General features: G+C 65.2%; 16 protein-coding genes, 1 tRNA gene and 3 pseudogenes. 12 read left to right on the plus strand and 8 right to left on the minus strand.

Annotation, left to right across the window (positions count from 1 at the left end):
* Window positions 1-125: 125 nt before the first annotated feature.
* The 6 genes and pseudogenes from NFW05_RS09560 to ftsB all read left to right on the plus strand — a co-directional run.
* Window positions 126-1,253, plus strand: a complete 1,128-nt coding sequence (locus NFW05_RS09560; protein WP_295305597.1) for an ISAs1 family transposase — start codon at window positions 126-128, stop codon at window positions 1,251-1,253.
* A gap of 92 nt (window positions 1,254-1,345) precedes the next feature.
* A complete protein-coding gene (locus NFW05_RS09565) occupies window positions 1,346-2,989 on the plus strand; it encodes a CTP synthase (protein WP_295305600.1) in 1,644 nt (547 codons plus the stop codon).
* Window positions 2,986-3,837 carry a 3-deoxy-8-phosphooctulonate synthase gene (gene kdsA / locus NFW05_RS09570; RefSeq protein WP_295305603.1) on the plus strand — a complete coding sequence of 284 codons (852 nt, stop codon included), beginning with the start codon at window positions 2,986-2,988 and terminating at the stop codon, window positions 3,835-3,837. The genes NFW05_RS09565 and kdsA overlap by 4 nt, the downstream gene beginning before the upstream one ends.
* Window positions 3,822-4,118: a DUF1330 domain-containing protein gene (locus NFW05_RS09575; protein ID WP_295305606.1), complete on the plus strand. Its 297-nt coding sequence runs from the start codon at window positions 3,822-3,824 to the stop codon at window positions 4,116-4,118. Before kdsA ends, NFW05_RS09575 begins: the two co-directional genes overlap by 16 nt.
* Window positions 4,119-4,142: 24 nt before the next feature.
* Window positions 4,143-5,426: a phosphopyruvate hydratase gene (eno, locus tag NFW05_RS09580; RefSeq protein WP_295305609.1), complete on the plus strand. Its 1,284-nt coding sequence runs from the start codon at window positions 4,143-4,145 to the stop codon at window positions 5,424-5,426.
* Window positions 5,427-5,453: 27 nt separating this feature from the next.
* Window positions 5,454-5,723 (plus strand): annotated as a pseudogene (ftsB, locus tag NFW05_RS09585) (cell division protein FtsB); the annotation flags it as partial.
* Window positions 5,724-5,969: 246 nt separating this feature from the next.
* Here ftsB and NFW05_RS09590 read toward each other — a convergent pair.
* On the minus strand, window positions 5,970-6,656 hold the full coding sequence (locus tag NFW05_RS09590; protein WP_295305612.1) for an SIMPL domain-containing protein: 687 nt from the start codon (window positions 6,654-6,656) through the stop codon (window positions 5,970-5,972).
* 216 nt (window positions 6,657-6,872) lie between these two features.
* Here NFW05_RS09590 and NFW05_RS09595 point away from each other — a divergent pair, with 216 nt between their 5' ends.
* Both NFW05_RS09595 and NFW05_RS09600 read left to right on the plus strand, forming a co-directional pair.
* Window positions 6,873-7,343 carry a peroxiredoxin gene (locus tag NFW05_RS09595; protein ID WP_295305636.1) on the plus strand — a complete coding sequence of 157 codons (471 nt, stop codon included), beginning with the start codon at window positions 6,873-6,875 and terminating at the stop codon, window positions 7,341-7,343.
* A 2-nt stretch (window positions 7,344-7,345) separates the two neighbouring features.
* Window positions 7,346-7,843, plus strand: coding sequence for a peptidylprolyl isomerase (locus NFW05_RS09600; RefSeq protein WP_295305639.1), 498 nt, complete (start codon window positions 7,346-7,348; stop codon window positions 7,841-7,843).
* Window positions 7,844-7,873: 30 nt separating this feature from the next.
* On the opposite strand, the gene NFW05_RS09605 is transcribed toward NFW05_RS09600, so the two are convergent.
* The 3 genes from NFW05_RS09605 to mutS form a co-directional block, all read right to left on the minus strand.
* Window positions 7,874-9,013, minus strand: coding sequence for an ABC transporter substrate-binding protein (locus tag NFW05_RS09605; RefSeq protein ID WP_295305615.1), 1,140 nt, complete (start codon window positions 9,011-9,013; stop codon window positions 7,874-7,876).
* 311 nt (window positions 9,014-9,324) lie between these two features.
* Complete coding sequence (locus tag NFW05_RS09610) at window positions 9,325-10,269, minus strand: metallophosphoesterase family protein (protein ID WP_295305618.1); 945 nt, start codon at window positions 10,267-10,269, stop codon at window positions 9,325-9,327.
* The gene (mutS, locus tag NFW05_RS09615; protein WP_295305642.1) at window positions 10,266-12,812 is read right to left on the minus strand and encodes a DNA mismatch repair protein MutS; all 2,547 of its coding nucleotides are present in this window, start codon (window positions 12,810-12,812) and stop codon (window positions 10,266-10,268) included. The genes NFW05_RS09610 and mutS overlap by 4 nt, the downstream gene beginning before the upstream one ends.
* Window positions 12,813-13,338: 526 nt before the next feature.
* Between mutS and uvrC the strand changes: the two genes are divergently transcribed.
* From uvrC to NFW05_RS09635, 4 genes are all read left to right on the plus strand, one after another.
* On the plus strand, window positions 13,339-15,165 hold the full coding sequence (gene uvrC, locus NFW05_RS09620; RefSeq protein WP_295305621.1) for an excinuclease ABC subunit UvrC: 1,827 nt from the start codon (window positions 13,339-13,341) through the stop codon (window positions 15,163-15,165).
* Window positions 15,156-15,734: a CDP-diacylglycerol--glycerol-3-phosphate 3-phosphatidyltransferase gene (gene pgsA / locus NFW05_RS09625; RefSeq protein ID WP_295305624.1), complete on the plus strand. Its 579-nt coding sequence runs from the start codon at window positions 15,156-15,158 to the stop codon at window positions 15,732-15,734. Before uvrC ends, pgsA begins: the two co-directional genes overlap by 10 nt.
* Before the next feature lie 331 nt (window positions 15,735-16,065).
* Window positions 16,066-16,139 (plus strand) — tRNA-Cys (locus NFW05_RS09630).
* A gap of 1,055 nt (window positions 16,140-17,194) precedes the next feature.
* Window positions 17,195-17,461 carry a hypothetical protein gene (locus NFW05_RS09635; RefSeq protein ID WP_295305627.1) on the plus strand — a complete coding sequence of 89 codons (267 nt, stop codon included), beginning with the start codon at window positions 17,195-17,197 and terminating at the stop codon, window positions 17,459-17,461.
* An 889-nt stretch (window positions 17,462-18,350) separates the two neighbouring features.
* Here the strand turns inward: NFW05_RS09635 and NFW05_RS09640 are convergent.
* The 4 genes and pseudogenes from NFW05_RS09640 to NFW05_RS09655 all read right to left on the minus strand — a co-directional run bounded on the left by NFW05_RS09640 (window position 18,351) and on the right by NFW05_RS09655 (window position 20,799).
* Window positions 18,351-19,091 (minus strand): hypothetical protein, encoded by a 741-nt coding sequence (locus NFW05_RS09640; protein ID WP_295305630.1) that lies wholly within the window; start codon window positions 19,089-19,091, stop codon window positions 18,351-18,353.
* 290 nt (window positions 19,092-19,381) lie between these two features.
* Window positions 19,382-19,839, minus strand: a pseudogene (locus NFW05_RS09645) (transposase); the annotation flags it as partial.
* Between the two features lie 12 nt (window positions 19,840-19,851).
* A pseudogene (locus NFW05_RS09650) lies at window positions 19,852-20,499 on the minus strand (transposase); the annotation flags it as partial.
* 12 nt (window positions 20,500-20,511) lie between these two features.
* Window positions 20,512-20,799 carry a transposase zinc-binding domain-containing protein gene (locus NFW05_RS09655; RefSeq protein WP_295305633.1) on the minus strand — a complete coding sequence of 96 codons (288 nt, stop codon included), beginning with the start codon at window positions 20,797-20,799 and terminating at the stop codon, window positions 20,512-20,514.
* Window positions 20,800-20,893 lie beyond the last annotated feature (94 nt).

Here is a 20,893-nt window from a genome sequence, read left to right on the forward strand (position 1 = left end):
CAGGGCGATCGCATGAATGCCATTGTCGTAGACCCTCGAAGATAATCGTTTACGCTCAATGAGTTACCAAGGGGCTGTTCACAGCTCGTTGATTTGTGTAGTTTTCTGTCTTTTTGGAGTGTTCCATGGAGGCAGGAAGCAGGGTTCGGTTGATGGACGTGTGGGTTGATGTGCGGGATCCACGGCAGGCGAAGAAAGTCGAGCACGACCTGGTGGAGATGCTGGTGGTGGCGGTGTGCGCGGTGCTCTCGGGCGCGGATGGCTTCGTCGAGATCGAGGCCTGGGCGAAGGAGAAGCTGGACTGGCTGCGCCGATACCTGAAATTGGAGGCCGGGATTCCCTGCCATGACACCTTTGGGCGGGTGTTCGCGGCGATCGATCCCGGCGAGTTCGGTGGGGCTTTCCTGCGCTGGGTGGGTCAGGTCGTGCCGACGTTGAGGCGGGAGGAAGTTGTGGCGATCGATGGCAAGACGAGTCGTCGTTCGGGGAAGGCGGGCGCCACGCCATTACATCTGGTCAGCGCTTTCGCCGCCCAGGCCGGCGTGGTCCTGGGGCAGCGTGCGACGGCGGCGAAATCGAACGAGAAGACGGCCATTCCGGAACTGCTGACCACCCTGGCACTGGAAGGCTGCATCGTCACGATTGACGCGATGGGTACGCAGCCCAACATCGCGCAGGCCATTCGTGATCGCAGAGCCGACTATGTGCTGGCGGTCAAGGACAATCAGCCCACCCTGGCCGGGTCGATCCGGGATTTCGTCAGCGCCTTTGACACCGCGCCGGAGCGGACCCCGCACCGGTTTCACGAGGTCGTCGAGAAAGACCATGGACGTCTGGAGGTGCGGCGCTGCCACGTCTTCGACCAACTCGACTGCCTGCATGCGCCGGAACGCTGGCCAGACCTGAAGTCCTTCGCGATGATCACCAGCGAGCGGACGATCGATGGCAAGACCTCCGTCGAACGTCGCTTTTATCTCAGCAGCCTCGCTCCGGACGCCGAACGAATGAATCGGGTCGTTCGCCAGCATTGGCGTGTCGAGAACAGTCTGCACTGGTGCATGGATGTCGTCTTCCGCGATGACCAAGCGCGCACGCGTACCGATCACGCCGCCCACAACCTCGCGGTCCTGCGCCAGCTCGTCCTCAATCTCCTGCGCACCGCCCCGGTGAAACGCAAGGGCGGCCTCCAAGTCCAGCGCCTCATCGCCGCTACTTCCGACAGCTTCCGGGCCCAACTCCTGGGTCTTGTATAAGATTCATGCGATTGCCCTGAGCGAGGGTGGCGGCAACTGGAGAGTGCCAGACTTTTCCGCTACAATTTGGCTTTCCCGCTGCCCGTACCCCCATGGTCAAATACGTCTTCGTCACCGGCGGCGTCGTGTCGTCGCTGGGCAAGGGTATCGCCGCCGCATCGCTCGGAGCCATTCTCGAATCGCGGGGTATCCGGGTGACCCATCTCAAGCTTGACCCCTACATCAACGTCGATCCCGGAACGATGAGCCCGTTCCAGCACGGCGAGGTCTTCGTAACCGAAGATGGCGCCGAGACCGATCTCGATCTTGGCCACTACGAGCGCTTCACGAACGCGCGCATGGAGCGGCGCAACAACTTCACCACTGGCCAGATCTACGATGCGGTGATCAGGAAGGAACGGCGCGGCGAGTATCTGGGCAAGACCGTTCAGGTGATCCCGCACATCACCGACGAGATCAAGGCGCACATCCGACGGGGTGCGGAAGGCGCCGAACTGGCGATCGTCGAGGTCGGCGGGACAGTCGGCGACATCGAGTCGCTTCCCTTCCTCGAGGCGATCCGCCAGATGGCTCTCCAGGAGGGACGCACCAACGCGTGCTACATGCATCTGACTCTGGTGCCCTACATCGCCACGGCCGGGGAACTGAAGACCAAGCCGACACAACACTCGGTGAAGGAATTGCGCGAAATCGGCATCCAGCCCGACATTCTGCTCTGCCGCACCGACCGGCCGATTCCCGAGGACGACAAGCGCAAGATGGCCCTGTTCTGCAACGTCCAGCGCGAGGCAGTGATCGAGGCGCGTGATGCCGATTCGATCTACAAGATCCCGGCGATGCTGCACGATCAGATGCTCGACGAGATCGTCTGTCACAAGCTCGGCATTCTCGCGCGCGCGGCCGACCTGACGGTCTGGAAGAACATCGTTCATGCGCTCGAGAACCCAGAGCGCTTCGTCGATGTCGCTTTCGTCGGCAAGTACGTCGATCTCACCGAGTCCTACAAGTCGCTGACCGAGGCGCTCGTTCATGCGGGCATTGCCACGCGCAGCAAGGTCAGGATCAGCTACATCGACTCCGAGGACATCGAGCGCAATGGTTGTTCTTCGCTCGAAGGCATGGACGCGATTCTCGTCCCGGGTGGTTTCGGCCGACGGGGGACCGAGGGCAAGATCGCCGCGATTCGCCATGCCCGCGAAAGCCGCGTGCCGTTCCTGGGCATCTGCCTGGGCATGCAGCTCGCGGTGGTGGAGTTTGCCCGGCACGTGGCGGGAATGGCCGGCGCGCACAGCACGGAGTTCGACAAGGATTGCCCCTATCCGGTCGTCGGTCTGATCACCGAGTGGCAGGACGTCTCCGGGCGGATCGAGCGGCGCGACGAAGGCTCGGACCTGGGCGGCACGATGCGCCTCGGTGGTCAGCTGTGCCGGCTCGCCGAATCGACGATGGCCCGATCGATCTATGGCCATCCGGAGATCGTCGAACGCCACCGCCACCGTTACGAGGTGAATAACCGGCTCCTCGGCCATCTCGAGGAGAATGGCCTGGTGGTGTCCGGTCGTGCTCCGCTGACCGAACTCTGCGAGATCGTCGAACTGCCCAAGGACGGCCCGCACGGCCACCCATGGTTTCTCGGCTGCCAGTTCCACCCCGAATTCACCTCTTCGCCGCGCAGGGGACACCCGCTGTTCACCTCCTTCGTCGAGGCAGCAGCCGCTTTCCGGGTCAGAGCATGAGGCTGTGCGGTTTCGAGGCCGGGATCGACCGGCCGCTTTTCCTGATTGCCGGACCGTGCACGGCCGAATCGCTCGATCTGTGCCTCGAGGTTGCCGGCACGATGAAGGAGATTTGCTCGCGACTCGGGCTCCCGTACATCTTCAAGGCGTCGTACGACAAAGCCAACCGCAGTTCGGGAGAGTCTCCACGCGGCCCGGGGCTCGACGAGGGTCTGCAGATTCTTTCCGAAGTGCGTCGTCAGATCGGCGTGCCGGCGCTCACCGACGTGCATCGCGAGGAAGACATCGCTGCCGTCGCCAGTGTCGTCGACGTCCTCCAGACACCGGCCTTCCTCTGCCGGCAGACCGATTTCATCGAGGCGGTCGCCAGGGCAGGAAAGCCGGTCAACATCAAGAAGGGCCAGTTTCTTGCACCGGCCGACATGCGTCACGTGGTGACCAAGGCCAGTCGCGCGGCCGGTTCTGGCGGGCGCATCATGGTCTGCGAGCGCGGCGCCTGCTTCGGCTACAACAATCTCGTTTCGGACATGCGCAGCCTGGCGATCATGCGTGACACCGGCTGTCCGGTCGTCTTCGACGCGACCCACTCGGTGCAACTGCCCGGGGGGCAGGGAACGGTTTCCGGGGGACAGCGCGAGTTCGTTCCGGTGCTCGCACGGGCTGCGGTGGCCGTGGGCATCGCCGGCCTGTTCATGGAAACGCATCCAAACCCCGAGAAGGCGCTGTCCGATGGTCCGAACAGCTGGCCGCTGGCGCGCATGGAAGCGCTGCTCCGGGTGCTCGTCGCGCTCGACCGCCTGACCAAGGCTGAGGGGCTGGAGGAAATGGACCAGTGGCCGCCTATCTGATTGCCGAGGCGAAAGTGGGCGACCCGATCGCCTACGAGACCTACAAGGCCCTCGCCGAGGCGGCGATCGCGCGCCATGGCGGACGCTATCTGGCGCGCGGCGGGCAGACGCGGGTCCTCGAAGGCCGATGGTCGCCGCCCGAGCGGCTGGTGATTGTCGAGTTCGATTCGCTCGCGCAGATCGAGGCGTTCTATGATTCGCCAGAGTATCATGCAGCACGCGCTGCCCGTCGCGATGCGGCCGAGATGAACATCCTGGCCGTCGCCGGACTGACACCTTAACGTTCTGAAGACAAAGGAAAGCTGATGAGTTCTGTCGTTGATGTGGTGGCCCGCGAAGTGCTCGACTCGCGTGGGAGCCCGACAGTCGAATGCGACGTTCTGCTCGAGTCGGGCGTCATGGGTCGCGCGGCGGTGCCATCAGGGGCCTCAACCGGCTCGCGCGAAGCGATCGAGCTGCGTGACGGTGACAGTTCCCGCTATCTGGGCAAGGGTGTCCTGCAGGCGGTCGAGAACGTCAACACCGAGATATCGGAAGCGATCATCGGTCTCGACGCGCAGGAGCAGGCGTTCATCGACCAGACGCTGATCCATCTCGACGGCACCGACAACAAGGCGCGTCTCGGCGCGAACGCGATTCTCGCCGTGTCGATAGCCGTCGCCAAGGCGGCCGCCGAAGAGTCCGGGTTGCCGCTGTACCGCTACTTTGGCGGATCAGGCCCGATGCAGATGCCCGTGCCGATGATGAACATCATCAACGGCGGCGAGCACGCCAACAACAGCCTGGATTTCCAGGAGTTCATGATCCTTCCGGTCAGCCAGACGTCGTTCCGCGAGGCTCTGCGCTGTGGTGCCGAAGTCTTTCAGGCGCTGAAGAAGCTGCTGCACAAGAAGGGATTCTCGACGGCCGTCGGCGATGAGGGAGGATTTGCCCCGAACCTCGCCAGCCATGCCCAGGCGCTCGACCTGATCATCCACTCGATCGAGAACGCGGGCTATTCGCCCGGTGACGATGTGCTCGTCGCGCTCGACTGCGCGGCCTCAGGGCTGTTCAGGGATGGCCGCTACCACCTCGCGGGCGAAGGCCTGCAGCTGAGCTCGGGCGAACTCGTCGATTATCTGGCCAATCTTGCCGATCGCTTTCCGATCGTCTCCATCGAGGACGGCATGGCCGAGGGCGACTGGGATGGCTGGAAGGGACTCACCGCGCGTCTGGGCAAGGGCGTCCAGCTCGTCGGCGACGACGTGTTCGTGACCAACACGCGGATTTTCAAGGAAGGGATCAAGCAGGGAATCGCCAATTCGATCCTCATCAAGATCAACCAGATCGGCACGCTCTCGGAGACTTTCGCGGCGATCGAGATGGCCAAGCGCGCGGCCTACACGGCGGTCATTTCACACCGCTCCGGCGAGACCGAAGACAGCACGATCGCCGACATCGCAGTCGGGATGAACGCCCTGCAGATCAAGACAGGGTCACTCTCACGTTCCGATCGGATCGCCAAGTACAACCAGCTGCTGCGCATCGAGGAGGATCTCGGCGACACGGCTGGCTATCCGGGTCGCGAGGCCTTCTACAATCTTGCCTGAGCGCGTCGCGGCCGACGCCTGATCCCCGTGCGCTGGCTAGCCCTCGTCCTGCTGGTCGTCATCGTCCTGCTCCAGCATCCCCTTTGGCTGGGCAAGGGCGGCTGGCTGCGCGTCTGGGACGTCGATCGCCAGTTGCATCAGCAGAGGGAGATCAACCAACAGCTCGAAATGCGCAACGCCGGGCTCGACGCCGAAGTGCGCGATCTCAAGCAGGGTTACGACGCCATCGAGGAGCGCGCACGCTTCGAGCTCGGGATGGTCCGCAGCGACGAGGTCTTCGTGCAGATTCCGGACCAGCCGGCCGGCGAAAGACCGTCCGCGCTCGATGTCCCAAGAACCGAGTCGGCTTCTTCGACCAGAGGCGCGGCTGCAGGGGCGCATAAATCATCCGCAGCCCAGCCCGCTGGCAAACCCGTTGCCGGTCAGACGGCGCACAAGCCGGCGACCAGCGACAAGCCGGCTCGGACTCAGCCCCTGGAGCGTCAGCCCGCTGCTGACCGCTGATCGGCCGGGTTGCTTTGGCCGCGCGCTCGGGCTGTCTGGCTAGGGCGCGAATTCGATCTGCCCTGAAGCGGTTGCGGTGACCAGCGTCTCCCCGGCTTCGACAGGCAACGGCCCGGGATCGGCCGCTGCGGCCGCGCGCATCAAGGGTCCTGTTGGGGTGCGCCCGCTGGTGCTGATCGCCAGGTGCCGGATCCGGTACGGCTTGCTCATCGCGTCGGCGATCAGCTGGGCGCGCGCCTTGAATGCGCCGAGGGCAGCGATCAGCGCTTCGTTTTCAGCCTGCTGGCGGGTCTCGGCTTTCGGGACGATGACCAGAGCCGAGACGCCGAGCGTCGACTGGAGTTTTCCGAGGAGTTCCGGGAGCGCGGCCGGGTCGCTCGACTCGAGGAGCAGTTCGGCGCGCATCCGCCAGCCATCGATTCGTCCCCCCTTGGCATGGACGGGGTAGGTGTGGATGGCGCCGCTCTGTGTTCTGACGTTGCCGTAGGCGCGTGCCGTCTTCAGGGCGTCGGCGATCAGCGAGTTGGTCGTGCTGGCCGCCTCGGCGGGTGTCGCCCCTGTGGCTTCGGCGAACATCGTGGCGCGCAACAAATCGTTGATCGCCGGGCGACTGGCGTCAGCGCTCAGGTCGACCGTCGTTCCCCGTTCTGGTGGTGCGGCGACCACCGGCGAGGCGAGCAGCGGGAGCAGGGGGAACAGGCAGAGCGTCAGGCGAAGGATCAACATTTTGGGAGTGGATGGAATCGGGTTGGTGGACGGCCGGGATTCTACCTGTCTCGCGGCTCCGTTGACGGGTCAGTCGCCGTGCCCGCCGGTTTCAGGGCGCGAGTTCAGGCGACCGGGTCGGCCCGGGCTTTCTGTAGTCAGACGACGGAAGCTTGGTTAGAATCTCCTCAAACCGCCCGCCGCGCGGCGAGCGGGATGGGTTTCTCAGGGGGCCCCATGCTCAAAGCAGGACAGGCAGCTCCGATGTTCGTCCTCCCCGATGCGGATATGGAACTCGTCGATATTGCCCGTTTTCGGGGCAGGAACAACGTCATCCTCTTCTTCTATCCGAGGGATGACGCGCCCTGCTGCACGCTGCAAGCAACCGACTTTTCCGATCACGAGGACGAGTTCGCCCGCTTCGACTGCCAGATCATCGGCATCAGCCGCGATGACTGCATACGGCACGCGGAGTTCAGGGACAAGCACGGTATCTCGGTCTGCCTTCTTTCGGACGCCGAAGGCCTGGCCTGCGAGAAATACGGCGTCTGGCAGGCGAAGGAAGTGAATGGTGTCAGGAAGTATGGCATCGTGCGCTCGACTTTCGTCATCGACAAACAGGGCGTGCTCCGTCTGGCGCTTTACGGAGTCAGCGCCAAGGGCCACGCGATGGAAATGTTGCGCGCGGTGAAGGATCTCAATTCATGAACATGCAAGTTGCCAGGAATACCGTGGTCACTCTCGACTACAGCGTCACCGATCTCGACGGCGAACTCGTGGACCCCGGTCAGGATCCGCTCATCTATCTGCACGGCGGGTACGACGACATCTTTCCGCTGATCGAGGAAGCCGTACATGGCAAGAGCATCGGCGAGTCGGTGACCGTCAGAATGCAGCCGGACGACGCCTTTGGCGAGTACGACGCCGATCTGGTCCAGCTCGAGCCGCGCAGCCAGTTTCCCGACGAGCTGCACGTCGGCATGCAGTTCGAGGGCATCGCCGAGGGGGCCGACGAAGATGACGAAGAGGACGTGGTGATCTACCGGGTGACCGAAATCACCGACGACAAGGTCCTTCTCGACGGAAACCATCCGCTGGCCGGGATGGCGCTGATCTTCACCTGCACGGTGACTGACATTCGCCCGGCGACGCCCGAGGAAATCCGCCATGGCCACAGTCACGAGGCCGACGAAGAAGACGAGGACTGATCGGTAGCCGGGGCGCGTGCCCCTTCAAGCTCAGCGGAGCAGTTTGCCCGAGCGGTTGAGGATCGTGATGTCGACGAAGCTCGACCCGAGGTGCTTCTTCGGCGAGAAGCTGATGAATACGCCGCCGGCATCGTAGTTGCGCAGCGACTCGAGTGCGTCGCGGACCCGCTTGCGGGTCGGGTTGGGTCCGGCGCGCTGAAGCGCTTCGCCGAGCACCTTGGCGCCGAGATAGCCCTCGACGAAGGTGTGGTTGACGCTGACGTCGTTCGGCTTGAAGCGGGCGAAGTTGTGCTGGATTTCGCGGATCAGCGGGACCGTTTGGCTGTTCGGATCGGGAACGACCTGGGTCAGCGCGAGTCCCTCGGCCTTCGCCGCGCCAATCCGCTGCACGACCTGAGCGCCGTCGGTGACCGACAGCGCGACGAACTGGGCGATGTTTCCGGCCTCGCGCGACTGCTTCAGGAACTCGGCGCTGGCCGCGGTATTGGCGATCAGGATCACCGCCTGAGGCGAAGCGGCAGCGATCGTCTTCACCGCAGCCGAGACGTTGGTCGTGTTTTTTTCGTAGGACCCCTTGGCGACCAGCGTTCCTCCTGCCTTGCGGATCGCCTCTTCGGCGCTCGGCAGGGCTCCCTGGCCAAAGGCGTCGTCCTGATAGAGGACCGCAAAGCGCTTGTAACCGGTGGTGGCATACTGGTCGACGATCTTGTTGATCTCCTCGCCATAGCTTGCCCGGGTCATGAACACGAACGGATCGTTGCGACGAACGAGCGACTCAGCACCCGAGCGGATCGCGATCAAGGGAATCCCTGCTTCGCTGAGGACTTTCTGCTCGATCAGCGCTTCGACGTTGCCGGTGCCGACGAAGCCGATGAAGGCCAGCGGCTGGAGATCGCGAAGCATTTCGCGGGCGAGGCGAACCGTTTCGCCGGACTTGTATCCGTCGTCGAGCGAAGCCACACGGACGCGGGCGCCATGTATCCCGCCGTCGGCGTTGACCGCCTCGAAGTAGAGCTGAGCGCCTGCGCGCATGTGGGCCCCGGTCGGGGCAAGCGGACCGCTCAACGCGGCGACCTGACCGACGACGATGTCGGCGCGCGCCGCATTCACCAGCGCAAGACAGATCGAGGCAACTGCGATCAAGGTGCGCAGCACGGACGCTTTGTTCATCGCTCCTCCCGGACCGGTGGGAAACGGGGCCAAGACCACGGTAACGGACGATTGCTGCGCGAGCTTGAGTGCGACGCTGGCCGTTCGCTTTCGGGGCGTCGGCCGGGTGCTATATCGAGGATGCGCTCGCCGGCTCCTGCAGGAAGAGCGCCGCGATGCCGCATCGCCAATCCTCGCCAGCGATCCAAGCTTGCTGCGCCCGGCCTGACGCCGGTTTCGCGCAAGATCCGCTTGCCCCGACCTGCCTCCCGGCATTGCCGCTTGGTGCATGGCTCGTCCGCGACCGATCAGGGCACTCGCGAGACACCACACTAGCGCCGTGGGTACGGATGGACTTCGAAGCGGAACGGCTGCGGGTCGTGCTCGTCGAAGATGACCTTGACCCAGCCCATGAACGGGTAGCCGAAGGTTTCGATGCGCGTGAAGTTGGTCAGCGGCACACCGCTGGTCGGCTGACGCAGCGGATGGTCGATGCGCTGCCAGTGGGTGTCGCCGTGGATCAGCAGGACCTGGCCGGGAAATGCGCTCGCCTCCTCGACCAGGACTTGGAGCAGATCGGCGAAGCCGGCGTGAGCGAAGCCGGCGGTGTGGTGCCTGAAGCCAGGGTTGGCCTGCATGACGATCACCAGGCCGGGTGACCGCTCGCGCCGGGCGACTGCGAAACCGTGGCGGAGCCACTCGATCAGCGCCGGATTGCGGGCCAGGAATTCGCGGCTGGCAGTGCTGCCCAGACCGAAATTGTTGTTCGGGCCGGGGACATTCAGCGAAATGAAGACCAGTGGTCCGAGACGCCAGAGGAGGTGCTCGGCGTATGCCCCGGGCTGTCTCTCGGCGGGGAGTGTCCGCCTGCCGAGCGAGCGCGGCTCGGCGAAGAAAAGCTCACGCAGCTTCTGCAGACGTTCGAGCGGATCGAAGTGACCGGCGGCCAGCTGGCGGCAGTCGGTCCATTCGTTGTCGCCGGGCACGTAGAAGAACGGCACCCGCGAGGCATCGAACAGTTCCCGCCGGTCTACGAAGATTTCGTCGCTGCACTCCCCCCGGCTGTCCTTGAAATCGCCGGCATGGACGACAAGATCGACGTTCTCGTCGGCGATCTCCTCGAGCATTCCGGGCAGCTCGCGCCTTTCATGGTGACTGTACGGAGTATCGCCGATCGCCGCGAATCGCCAGATCCCGGCGTTTGCCGCTCCCCAGGGCAGGAGCATCGCCAGGGCGGCGAACAGCGCCAGCGCTTGCAGGAGGTCGTTCCGCTTCAAGGCAGCAGCGCCTTCAGCGCGTAGAGCGCATCGAGCGCTTCGCGCGGTGTCAGCTGGTCGGGGTCGATCGACGCGAGTCGGTCGACGACCGGAAGCGTCACCGGCTCGCTGGCCTCGGCAGCGCTGGACAGGGCCGACGCGAAAAGGTCTGGCTGAAGAGGGTTGATCGCCGCCCGCTGTTCGAACTCGCGGAGCTGGCGCCGGGCTGCCCTGAGCACCGAAGCAGGCACCCCGGCGAGCGCCGCAACCTGGATTCCGTAACTCTGGCTTGCCGGACCTTCCTCGACCGAATGCAGAAAGACGATCCGCCCGGCATGCTCGACGGCGTCGAGGTGAACGTTCGCCAGCTCGGGATACTCGTTGGCGAGCAGCGTCAGCTCGAAGTAGTGCGTCGCAAACAGAACCAGGCTGCGGTTCTTCTCGACCAGATGACGGCAGATGGCGAACGCCAGCGCCATTCCGTCGAAAGTCGAGGTGCCTCGCCCGACCTCGTCCATCAGCACCAGGCTGCGTTCGCTGGCGCCGTTGAGGATCGCTGCCGACTCGGTCATCTCGACCATGAACGTCGAGCGTCCGCCGGCGAGATCATCGGCCGCGCCGATGCGCGTGAAGACCTGGTCGAGCGGGCCGATCGTCACCCGCGTCGCCGGGACGTAGCTGCCCACGTGCGCGAGCAGGGCGATCAGCGCCGTCTGCCGCATGTACGTCGACTTTCCGCCCATGTTCGGTCCGGTGATCAGCAGCAGCCTCCGGTCTTCGCCCAGCCGGGTATCGTTGGCGATGAAGCGCTGCTCGCCAGACACTTGTTGTTCGACGACCGGGTGGCGGCCTCCCTCGATCAGCAGGCCGGGTTCGGGTGAGAACAGCGGACGGCAGTAGTCGCGGAGGCGCGCGGTTTCAGCAAATCCGGCGAGCAGGTCGACGCTGGCCACAGCACGGGCGATCTGCTGGAAGGCGGCGAGATCGTCCTGCAAGGACTGAAGCAGTTCCTCGTAGAGCACGCGCTCGCGGGCCAGTGCGCGTTCCTGAGCGGAAAGCGCCCGGTCCTCGAAGGTCTTGAGTTCCGGAGTCAGGTAGCGCTCGGCGTTCTTCAAGGTCTGTCGGCGGCGATAGTCGTCGGGAACCCGGGTGGCGTGCGCGTGGCTGACCTCGATATAGAAGCCGTGCACGCGGTTGTACTCGACTTTCAGATTCGGGATTCCGGTGCGCTGGCGCTCGCGTGCCTCGAGATCGACGAGGAACGCGCCGCAGTTGTCGTTGAGTGCGCGCAGTTCGTCGAGTTCGGCGTCGAAACCGCCGGCGATGACTCCGCCGTCGCGGACCAGCGCCGCTGGTTCCGGGGCCAGCGCGCGGCCGAGCAGCTCGACGGCGGCCTGTGGCGTGGCCAGCTGCTCGTGAAGTTCGGCGAGCAGCGCCGCCGGGCTCGAGGCCAACGGAACGCGCAGCTCGGTGAGCCGCTGCAGGCTGTCGCGCAGACTCGCCAGCTCGCGCGGCCGTGCCGTGCACAGGGCGATTCGCCCGGCGATCCGCTCGATGTCCGCGAAGCCGCGCAAGGTCTGGCGCAGCTCGCGCAGACTTCGGCCGTCGTTGTCGAGCAGCATCGCCACTGCCGCGTGCCGGGCCGAGGGGATCGCCGGATCGCGCAGCGGATGATGCAGCGCGTGGCGCAGCATCCGCGAGCCCATCGCCGTGATGCAGTTGTCGAGCAGGCTGAACAGCGTCGGCGCCGGCTGCCCGCGCAGTGTCTCGGTGAGCTCGAGGTTGCGCCGGGTCGTCGCGTCGAGGCCGATGAACTGGTTGTCGCGCTCGACGATCAGCCGGCGCAGATGCGGCAGCGCGCGCGCCTGCGTCGCCCGCGCGTAGCGCAGCAGCGCTCCGGCTGCGCCGATCGCCGGACGCAGATCTTCGGCGCCGAAGCCGGCGAGTGACGTGGTCACGAAATGGGCACGCAGATCGCGAGCCGCCGACTCGAAATCGAAATGCCAATCGGGCTGGCGGGTCAGCGGCGCAGCCGGACCGAGGTCGAGCGCGAGGTTCTCGGCGACGACGATCTCGGCCGGCCTGATCCTTTCGAGCGAGGCGGCGAGCTTCGCCGGGGCGACTTCGCAGACGTGGAACGTGCCGCTCGCCAGGTTGATCCACGCCAGCCCGGCGATCGTCCGGGTCGCGGCGATGGCCAGCAACAACGTGTCGCGTTTCTCGTCGAGCAGTGCGGCGTCGGTGAGCGTGCCCGGAGTCACGATGCGCACGACGGCGCGCTCGACCGGACCCTTGCTCGTCGCCGGATCGCCGACCTGTTCGCAGATGACCACCGATTCACCGAGCCGGACGAGTTTGGCCAGATACTGCTCGACCGCGTGGTAAGGTACGCCGGCCATGCGGATCGGTCGGCCAGCCGACTGCCCGCGAGTGGTCAGCGTGATGTCGAGCAGCCGGGCGGCCTTCTCTGCGTCGTCGAAGAACAGCTCGTAGAAGTCCCCCATCCGGTAGAACAGCAGAAGATCGGGGTGCTGCGCCTTGATGCGCAGGTACTGCTGCATCATCGGGGTGTGGCTCGACAGATCATCGCTCCCGACCGCTGCCGGCGAGCCGGCAGCGGTCGGTCTTGGCGTCATCTGGTTTTGTGGAGCAACTGAGGGCATGGCAAATGAACTGGGGCCGTGACCGATGGCCGAGGATGACGAACGAAGACCCGCGCCATGCTCGGCGGGTCGGGCGGTTGCGAATCCAGGCCAGCCGTGTCCCGGAGAACCCATCGCCCTTCGCCGGCGAGGCCGCGTCGTGTCTGGCGCAGCGAACCCGCCGGATCTTACCGCAGGTCAGGCGGTTGGCCCGTCGACGCCGGGCGATTTGCCCTCAAGGCAGGGATACGCTGGCGACGGCAGGTCCCACCGCGGCTTGCCGCGGCCCTCCCGATCCTGTTGGCGGCTCGCGGGCAGGACATGGCCACCGCGGTGCCGGCGAGTCGACCGCCGATGCTCGACCTGCGCCGTTTGCGGTCAGTACACGGCAAGTCGCGTGCTAACATCGGACACTCTGCTTTCCTGGACGCACGCTCCCAGACGCACGATGAACGATGCTTTCGACGCCGAGTCGCTTCTCGCCGGCGCGGCCGAGCTGCCCGGCGTCTACCGGATGATCGACGCCGTCGGAGAGGTTCTCTACGTCGGCAAGGCGAAGAACCTCAGGAAGCGCCTCGCCTCGTACTTCCGGAACAATCATCAGAGCCCGCGAATCGCCCTGATGGTCGGGCAGGTCGCGCGCGTCGACACGACGGTCACCCGCTCCGAGGCCGAGGCCCTGCTGCTCGAGAACAACCTGATCAAGAGCCTGTCGCCGCGCTACAACATCCTGTTCCGTGACGACAAATCCTATCCGTACATCGTGCTGACCCACGACGGCTACCCGCGCCTGGCATTCTTCCGGGGATCGACCGATCGCCGCGCCGACTATTTCGGTCCCTTTCCGTCCGCGGTCGCCGTCCGCGAGAGTGTTCACCTGTTGCAGAAGATGTTTCGCCTGCGCACCTGCGAGAACCCGGTGTTCAACAACCGCTCGCGGCCGTGCCTGCTCTACCAGATCAGGCGCTGCTCGGGCCCCTGTGTCGGGCTCGTCGATCGGGACAGCTACGCGCGTGACGTCAGGCTGGCCAAGCTCTTTCTCCAGGGACGCCAGCAGGACGTGCTTGCCGCGCTTTCGGCGGCGATGGACGAGGCGGCGGCGCGGCTGGCCTTCGAGCAGGCGGCCGTCTATCGGGACCAGATCCAGTCGCTGCGCCAGGTCCAGGAAAAGCAGTACGTCGAGAGCGGTCAGGAGCCCGACGTGGATATCGTCGCTGCGGTGGGCGAGGGCCAGACGCTGTGCGTCAATCTGGCGATGGTCCGTGGTGGCCGGCACCTCGGCGACCGGCCGCGGTTTCCGGCGAACCCTGCGGACTCGACGGCCCTGGACGCGCTTGGCGCTTTCCTCTGCCAGCACTACCTGGCCCATCCCGTACCGGCGCGGATTCTCACCAACCTCGCCCTGCCTGACAGCGGGCTTGCCGATTCGCTCAGCGAGATCGCTGGCCGGCCGCTGCGCATCAGCCAGGCGAGGAGCGTCGCCCAGCGCGTCTGGGTCGAGATGGCCGAGCAGAACGCGCGCCTGGCGATAGCTGCCCGGAGAGCGGCGCTGGCGCGGCAGGGCACGAGGATAGAGGCGCTCTGGCAGAGGCTCGGGCTCGACCGCGAGGAGGGCAGCGAGCTGCGCATCGAATGCTTCGACGTCAGCCATACGCAGGGCGACTCGACGGTCGCCGCCTGCGTCGTCTATCAGGGGTCGGCGATGCGCAAGTCCGAGTACCGCCGGTTCAACATTCGCGACATCCAGCCGGGGGACGATTACGCGGCCATCCGACAGGTCGTGCAGCGTCGCTACGAGAAGCTGGCCACTGGTGATGGAGTGGTGCCGGCGCTCGTGCTGATCGACGGCGGGAGCGGTCAGGTCAGCGCTGCCGCCTCGGTGCTCGAGGAGATGGGTCTTGCCGACCTGCCGCTGCTCGGCGTCGCCAAGGGCGAGGCGCGGCGACCCGGGCTCGAAATGCTCGTTTTCCCCGACGGCCGTGAGCCGTTACAATTGTCCGCCGAGGATCCGGCGCTGCAGTTGATCATCGAAATCCGCGACGAGGCGCACCGCTTTGCGGTCGCCGGGCATCGTGCGCGGCGGGGCAGGGCGGCGCAGCACTCTCGGCTTGACGAGATCGACGGTATTGGTCCGAAGCGGCGCAAGGCGCTGATCACGCGTTTCGGCGGGCTGCAGGGACTCACCGACGCCGGTCTCGACCAACTCACGGCGGTGCCCGGAATCAGCCGGGAACTTGCCGAACGAATCTACGCGGCCTTCCATCGATGCCACTGAATGTCCCGATTCTCCTGACCTGGCTGAGAATCGTCCTGATTCCCCTGCTGGTTGCCGTCTACTACCTGCCCGACGCGTGGGTCGAGTCGGTCGGGCGCGATCTTGCAGCGACGGTGATCTTCGTGGTGGCCGCGCTGACCGACTGGCTCGACGGCTATCTGGCTCGCCGATGGCAACAGACCTCGGCGTTCGGTGCGTTCCTCGATCCGGTAGCCGACAAGCTGATGGTCGCGACGGCACTGATCATGCTCGTGCAACTCGGACGGCTCGACGCGATCCTCGCGGCGATCATCATCGGCCGGGAGATCACCATTTCGGCCTTGCGTGAATGGATGGCGCAGATCGGCGCACAGCGCAGCGTCGCCGTGTCGATGATCGGCAAGATCAAGACCACGGCGCAGATGATCGCCATCCCGATGCTCCTCTATTACTCGGCGATCCGCGGCGTCGACATCTTCCAGATCGGCACCTGGCTGATCTACATCGCCGCCGTGCTCACGCTCTGGTCGATGGGCTACTACATGCGCATGGCCTGGCCGCACCTCGTCGAGGAGGATCGCCGGAATTAGGACGCACGGCAGCGATGGCGTGCCGTTTCCGCGGCGGCGAGGCACCGACGCCGGCGCAGCAGGTTCGCGTTCGGGAGAATTCCCGGAGTGTGGCGGATGCGCCGAGCAGCGCTCGGGCATCCGCGACCGTCTCCTCGCTGGCGACGCCTCGTTGACAGCGGGATGCGCGCGCTTATAATGCGCAATCTCGTCAGGGATGTGCGTTGACCCGGGTGGTCGGGGGACGCTGCAGGTTTCGGCCAGCTGCCGGGCCATCGCGCCCGGGACGTTGGCCGGCGTCACCCGGCGGTCGTCGTCCTCTCACGGCGGCACTCGCGACGAGATCAGCAAAGGCGCGATAGCAAAGCGGTTATGCACCGGATTGCAAATCCGAGTAGGTCGGTTCGACTCCGGCTCGCGCCTCCAATAAATCCCATAGTAATCAAGGGGTTGAAGCTCTCCGCGGCCGCGTCTCACGCGCTTCCAGGTGCCTGATTCCGGTTCAGATGCGCTTCATGCTACCTCGTTCGGGTAGCAGCGCTACCCCAAAACGGATCGTGCAGGGCGTGTAGGCAGGTACAATCGCCCACCATGGCATCCATTCAGCAGCGCGGCGAGCGGTTCCAGTTGCGTGTGAAGCACAGGCTTCTCCCGCGCCCGTTCTTCTTCACCTTCGACACAGAGGGCGAGGCGAGAGCTTACGGCGATCAGTTGGAGTCCCTGCTTCATCGTGGAATCGTCCCCCAGGAGCTTCTGGCCAAGCCCGAGCGGGCCGACGAACCCCTGCTGTCACGCGTCGCCAGCGACTACAGCGCTCAGTTCCCGGTGACACGATCCGACGAGGCGCTTCTTAAGGTCGTCATCCCGGACGATTGTCGGAGTTCGTCTGTCCGGAGTGACGTATCGCTGGGTCGAGCAGTACGTGTCATCCCTGAAGCGCAAGAACAACCTGGCGCCCGGGACAATCCGCAAACGGGTCGGGCTGCTCGGCAGGGTCTTCGACTGGCACGCTCGGCGAGTGCATTCTTCTGGAGCCGTCCTGGCGAACCCGTTCCGCCTGCTCCCTGCCGGGTATAGCACCTATTCCCGCGAAGACTCTTCGTTTGTCGCGCCAAAGCACGACGTCGTGCGCGATCGCCGCTTATCTGCGGAGGAGTCTGCCAGGATCATGTCGGCCCTTGCCGGCGAGAAGCGCCAGGACCGCGAGCGGCCGTTCACCAGAGACCCGGCATTCTGCCTGCTATATCGCCTGATCGTCGATACCGGGCTTCGCTTGTCCGAGGCTTACCGCCTGACTACAGAAAGAATCGACCTCAAGCTCAACGTGATACGCGTCGAGGGCAGCAACCGACGTCTTCTCGCTGATCCCGCCGGTTCCCGGTCTGGTCGAACGGTTCAAGCCCCGCCTGAGATACCTGCTGATCGACGAAAACGCCTATACCGACAGCGAACTGGCCTCGCTGCAGAACCGGGTCGCCGCGGTGTTCCGCATCGAGCACCCGGGGTCACCGGAAGCCATCGGCGGCTTATTGACCTTGTTGGACGAAGGGCTCGTCGAGCGGCCCGACCTGCGTGAAATGTTCTCCCGCGGGATCCGGGCGACATTGATGCGCAAGGCGGAATACCGTATCGGCTTGCCTCGAACCGATGACTTACAGGAGCTGAACGTCATGCTCGCGGAAAGACTCGAAGCAAGGCGGAAGGAAAGGCCGAAGGGAAAGCCGAGGGGAGAGCCGAACGGGGAGTGATGGCGCTGCAGAAGGCGCGCCAGAAGCGTTTCGGCGCCGTTCCTCCCGAGGTCCTGGGAAGACCTCCGCCGCTTCCCTCGCCGAGATCGATGCCTGGCTGGATCAGGTACTGGACGCCCCGAGTCTGGATGACCTTTTCCGCCCAGGCCGGCGCTGAAGCGGCTCTTGATTTTCCACCGGTGCTTCGTCCATTCGTCGGCCTGCCCATCCGGTGATCGGTGATACGGCACCTCTGAACGCTCCCGAACCGGTCTTCGTCCTGCTCGCGCCTCCCCCCGCTCCGACTGTCGGCGCTCGGCCGCCCGGAAGAGAATCTGAGCGGCTTGACGAGTGTGATCCGTCCGACGTTTCCTGCGGCAAGAGATCGCGTGCCGTCGGCTTCGCGTTCGCAAGCGCTCGGGCGTACCATCGACGATGGCATCAGCGGCCTGTGCAAGGCGGGACGCAAAGCAAGAACCAACGATGGCGTTGCCGCGGGTGCGATTGCCCAGCGGGAGGTCGAGTGTGTGCAGCGCGTCGTGTCCGGCGTCCTGCAAGCATGCGCAAGTCCGTTGCGGGATTCTTGCGCATCGAGCAGAAATTCCGTGTGGCCAGGCGATCCATGCGCTTGACGTGCGTCAGGCGTGCCGCGCAGGCCGGCGCGGCGACGATGTTTCCGCGGTCGATGTGGTCTGCCAGTACTTCTTCGGGAGACATGCCCTCGCGAGCAGGTCCAGAATGGCTTTCACCGGATCACGCAAAACGCCAGCGGCGAGCCGCTGGTCGGTGGCGAGCGCCGTCTTCCGCCCCAGCCCGCCGGTTCCTGGGCCTGCGGGGATCCCGCATCCGGCGTTTCGACGAGTCGGCCGCGTGCGGAAGCCGACTCCCTCGAATCGCCGTATCTGTTGCCTTACCTGCCAGCGGGCGACGAAACCGTCTCTCGGCGACGCAGGGTCGCGCCGAGCAGGCCGAGGCCGGTGATCACCAGTGCGCAGCTGACGGGCTCGGGAACCGCGCTGGCGATGGTGAAATTGTCGATCGAGTTGTATCGGGGAGCATCGGGCATGTCGATGGTGATGCTGGTCAGCGGTGTCGACGAGGTGAAGCCGATGAATTCGAGCGGCGCCAGCGGCGAGATCGCCCCATTGCTCGAACCGGACCAGGTGAAGCCATCCGACAAGGTGACGCTGAAGGTTACCGGAGCGCCGAGCAGGCCGCCGAAATCGAAACCGATGGCGGTCGTTCCCAACGGCAGCGCGGCGACGATCGTGTTGGTGCCGCTCGCCGCGTAGTCGGAGTTGAGATAGCCGCCGTCCGGGTAGGCGGTGCCGTAGTAGTTCTCGCCGATCACGAACATCGAGCGATTGCCCGTGAAGGTGACGCCCGACAGCGTCAGCGGGCCGGTGCCGTAGAAGACGGCACTGCTTGCTCCGGCGATGCCATTAAAATCGATAATGGTCTGCGCGGCGGTTGCGGCGCCGAATGCCGCACGCGAGGTGTATGCGGTGTCCGCCTGGCTAGTGCCGACAATTCCCAGGATGCCAGCGCAAGCGGCTGTAATGGCGCATATTTTTTCATCGAAGGAGTTCCCCTTTTTAGTGAGAGAGATTGACAAGGTCGTCCGGTCATTCCGCATGACCCGAGCAATCATCTCAAAGCACGAGCCGTGCCAGCCGCTTGCGAATAAAAGAAACTGATTGTTTTCAATGCAATGGTGGTCCGGTCGACGGTCGCGGAGGTTGCAGATGTCAAGAATGTCGACAGCTCAGCGCAGCTTGTCCCCTAAGGAACCGCTGATCAATGAACCTCAGTTCGTGCCAAGGCGGCTCCGGTTCGGGAAGCCGACCGCTCGCAATCAGGCGTCGCGCTGTTCGGCTGCATTTCGCCGGTGCTCAAAGCCTCGTTCTGGCCTTCCCCCCTTTTCGGGGTCCTTCGCCGTGCTCAGGACGCACCCTGGCTGTGAAGGGCCAGAAGCTGCCGCCTGGCGATGACCAGGTTGGTCAGCGCAAGGAGGAGGGGCAACTGCGCCGTGTTCTTCTTCAGCCCCTGGTAGCGAACCTTGCGGTGGCCGAAGAGGTTCTTCACGATGTGAAGGGGTGCTCGACCTTCGAGCGGATGCTCGCCTTGAGCGATTCCAGGCGACGCAGCAATGAGCCAGGCTGGCTCTCTTGCGGGATCGCTTTCAGCTTGCTGCGCTTGGCCGCCACCGGCCAGTCGATGTCCCGGTCCTCCAGGTCTTCGCCCTTCTCGACACCGGTGTAGCCGGCATCCAGAACCACGGTCTTCTCTTCGCCGTGCCGCACTTCGGCCGTCTGCGTCACGTCGGCGACGTTCGCCGACGTTCCGACGACCGTGTGAGCCAACCCGCTCTCGGCGTCGACGCCAATGTGGGCCTTCATCGCGATGAGTTCGAGCGGCGTCAGGATCTGGCTGACGCGCCCGCCGAGCCCCGGCTTGGGGCTCTCATAGACCAGGTGCTCCGCGTCGATCTGCCGCAACCGTTCCTGCACAAAGGCCGGGCGGGCGCAGTAACGCAGCAGGCGCTCCAGACCTTGCCGGTCGCTGCCCTCGATACGCACACCGGCATCGAGGGAGAAGCCGCCGCCGTGCTCGCAGGCGCACAGGGCGTCGCCATCCGCCCTGTCCAGCCGGCCGCGCCGGACGAACAGGCGGACGATCCGTCGGCGCAGCGTCGCCGCCAGCTCGGCCTGGCTTGCCGGGGTGAGGTCCGCTTCCGGAAAACGCAGCGTCTCGGCCTCTTCCCCGGAAAACACACCGTCGACGACGACCGCGTGAAAGTGGAGGTGGGCATCGAGCAGCCCGGCAAAGCGGTGGATGAAGACGACGGCGCCGAGGCGCGCCTTGCCTTCGCCTTGAACGTCCGCCCGGGCTTGCCGCGGACTTTGCTCGATGCAGCGCAGGAAGCTGTGCAACACGGCGTTTTGCAGTTCGCTGTCGTCGAGGTGATCGCGCAGCCGCTTGGGGAGGGAGAGCACCCATTGCCGGACCGGTCGGCGCGGAAAGACAGGGTCGACGAGATGCGCCGCCGTCTCGGCCATGCGCCGTGTGGTTCAGGACGGGCAGACGCCGCGGCCCTTGCAGGAATAGGCGACGATGAAGTCGTGGCCGCAGTCGGCGCAGCGGGCGCGGGCAAAGCCGTGGGCGAGGATGCCGCAGTCGAGGTAGCGGCGGAACTCGCGTTCGCTGAGCGCCGGGGCAGACTGACCCAGGCCGTCATCGCGCAGCGTCAGCCAGGTGGAGAGGTGCGTTTGGACGAGACGGTAGAGGAGCGTGCGCTCGGGGCGCCAGCGGCGATGGACGACCGGCACCGGGCAGACTCTCCCGGCGGGCGTGGGCATGGGCATCCGGATCGGGGGAACAGGATGGATGACCGGACGTGGATCCGGTTACCGCGGCAAGCCAACACAAAAAACGGCGCCCCGCAGGGCGCCG

It is taken from the genome of Accumulibacter sp. (assembly GCF_023806625.1).
Taxonomy (GTDB): Bacteria; Pseudomonadota; Gammaproteobacteria; order Burkholderiales; family Rhodocyclaceae; genus Accumulibacter.

Bases quoted from the DNA above. Each gene is read 5' to 3' on its own strand.
- NFW05_RS09560 (WP_295305597.1), top strand. From the start codon at position 126: ATGGAGGCAGGAAGCAGGGTTCGGTTGATGGACGTGTGGGTTGATGTG.
- NFW05_RS09565 (WP_295305600.1), top strand. From the start codon at position 1,346: ATGGTCAAATACGTCTTCGTCACCGGCGGCGTCGTGTCGTCGCTGGGC.
- kdsA (WP_295305603.1), top strand. From the start codon at position 2,986: ATGAGGCTGTGCGGTTTCGAGGCCGGGATCGACCGGCCGCTTTTCCTG.
- eno (WP_295305609.1), top strand. From the start codon at position 4,143: ATGAGTTCTGTCGTTGATGTGGTGGCCCGCGAAGTGCTCGACTCGCGT.
- NFW05_RS09590 (WP_295305612.1), bottom strand. From the start codon at position 6,656: ATGTTGATCCTTCGCCTGACGCTCTGCCTGTTCCCCCTGCTCCCGCTG.
- NFW05_RS09595 (WP_295305636.1), top strand. From the start codon at position 6,873: ATGCTCAAAGCAGGACAGGCAGCTCCGATGTTCGTCCTCCCCGATGCG.
- NFW05_RS09600 (WP_295305639.1), top strand. From the start codon at position 7,346: ATGCAAGTTGCCAGGAATACCGTGGTCACTCTCGACTACAGCGTCACC.
- NFW05_RS09605 (WP_295305615.1), bottom strand. From the start codon at position 9,013: ATGAACAAAGCGTCCGTGCTGCGCACCTTGATCGCAGTTGCCTCGATC.
- mutS (WP_295305642.1), bottom strand. From the start codon at position 12,812: ATGATGCAGCAGTACCTGCGCATCAAGGCGCAGCACCCCGATCTTCTG.
- uvrC (WP_295305621.1), top strand. From the start codon at position 13,339: ATGAACGATGCTTTCGACGCCGAGTCGCTTCTCGCCGGCGCGGCCGAG.
- pgsA (WP_295305624.1), top strand. From the start codon at position 15,156: ATGCCACTGAATGTCCCGATTCTCCTGACCTGGCTGAGAATCGTCCTG.
- NFW05_RS09640 (WP_295305630.1), bottom strand. From the start codon at position 19,091: ATGATTGCTCGGGTCATGCGGAATGACCGGACGACCTTGTCAATCTCT.
- NFW05_RS09655 (WP_295305633.1), bottom strand. From the start codon at position 20,799: ATGCCCACGCCCGCCGGGAGAGTCTGCCCGGTGCCGGTCGTCCATCGC.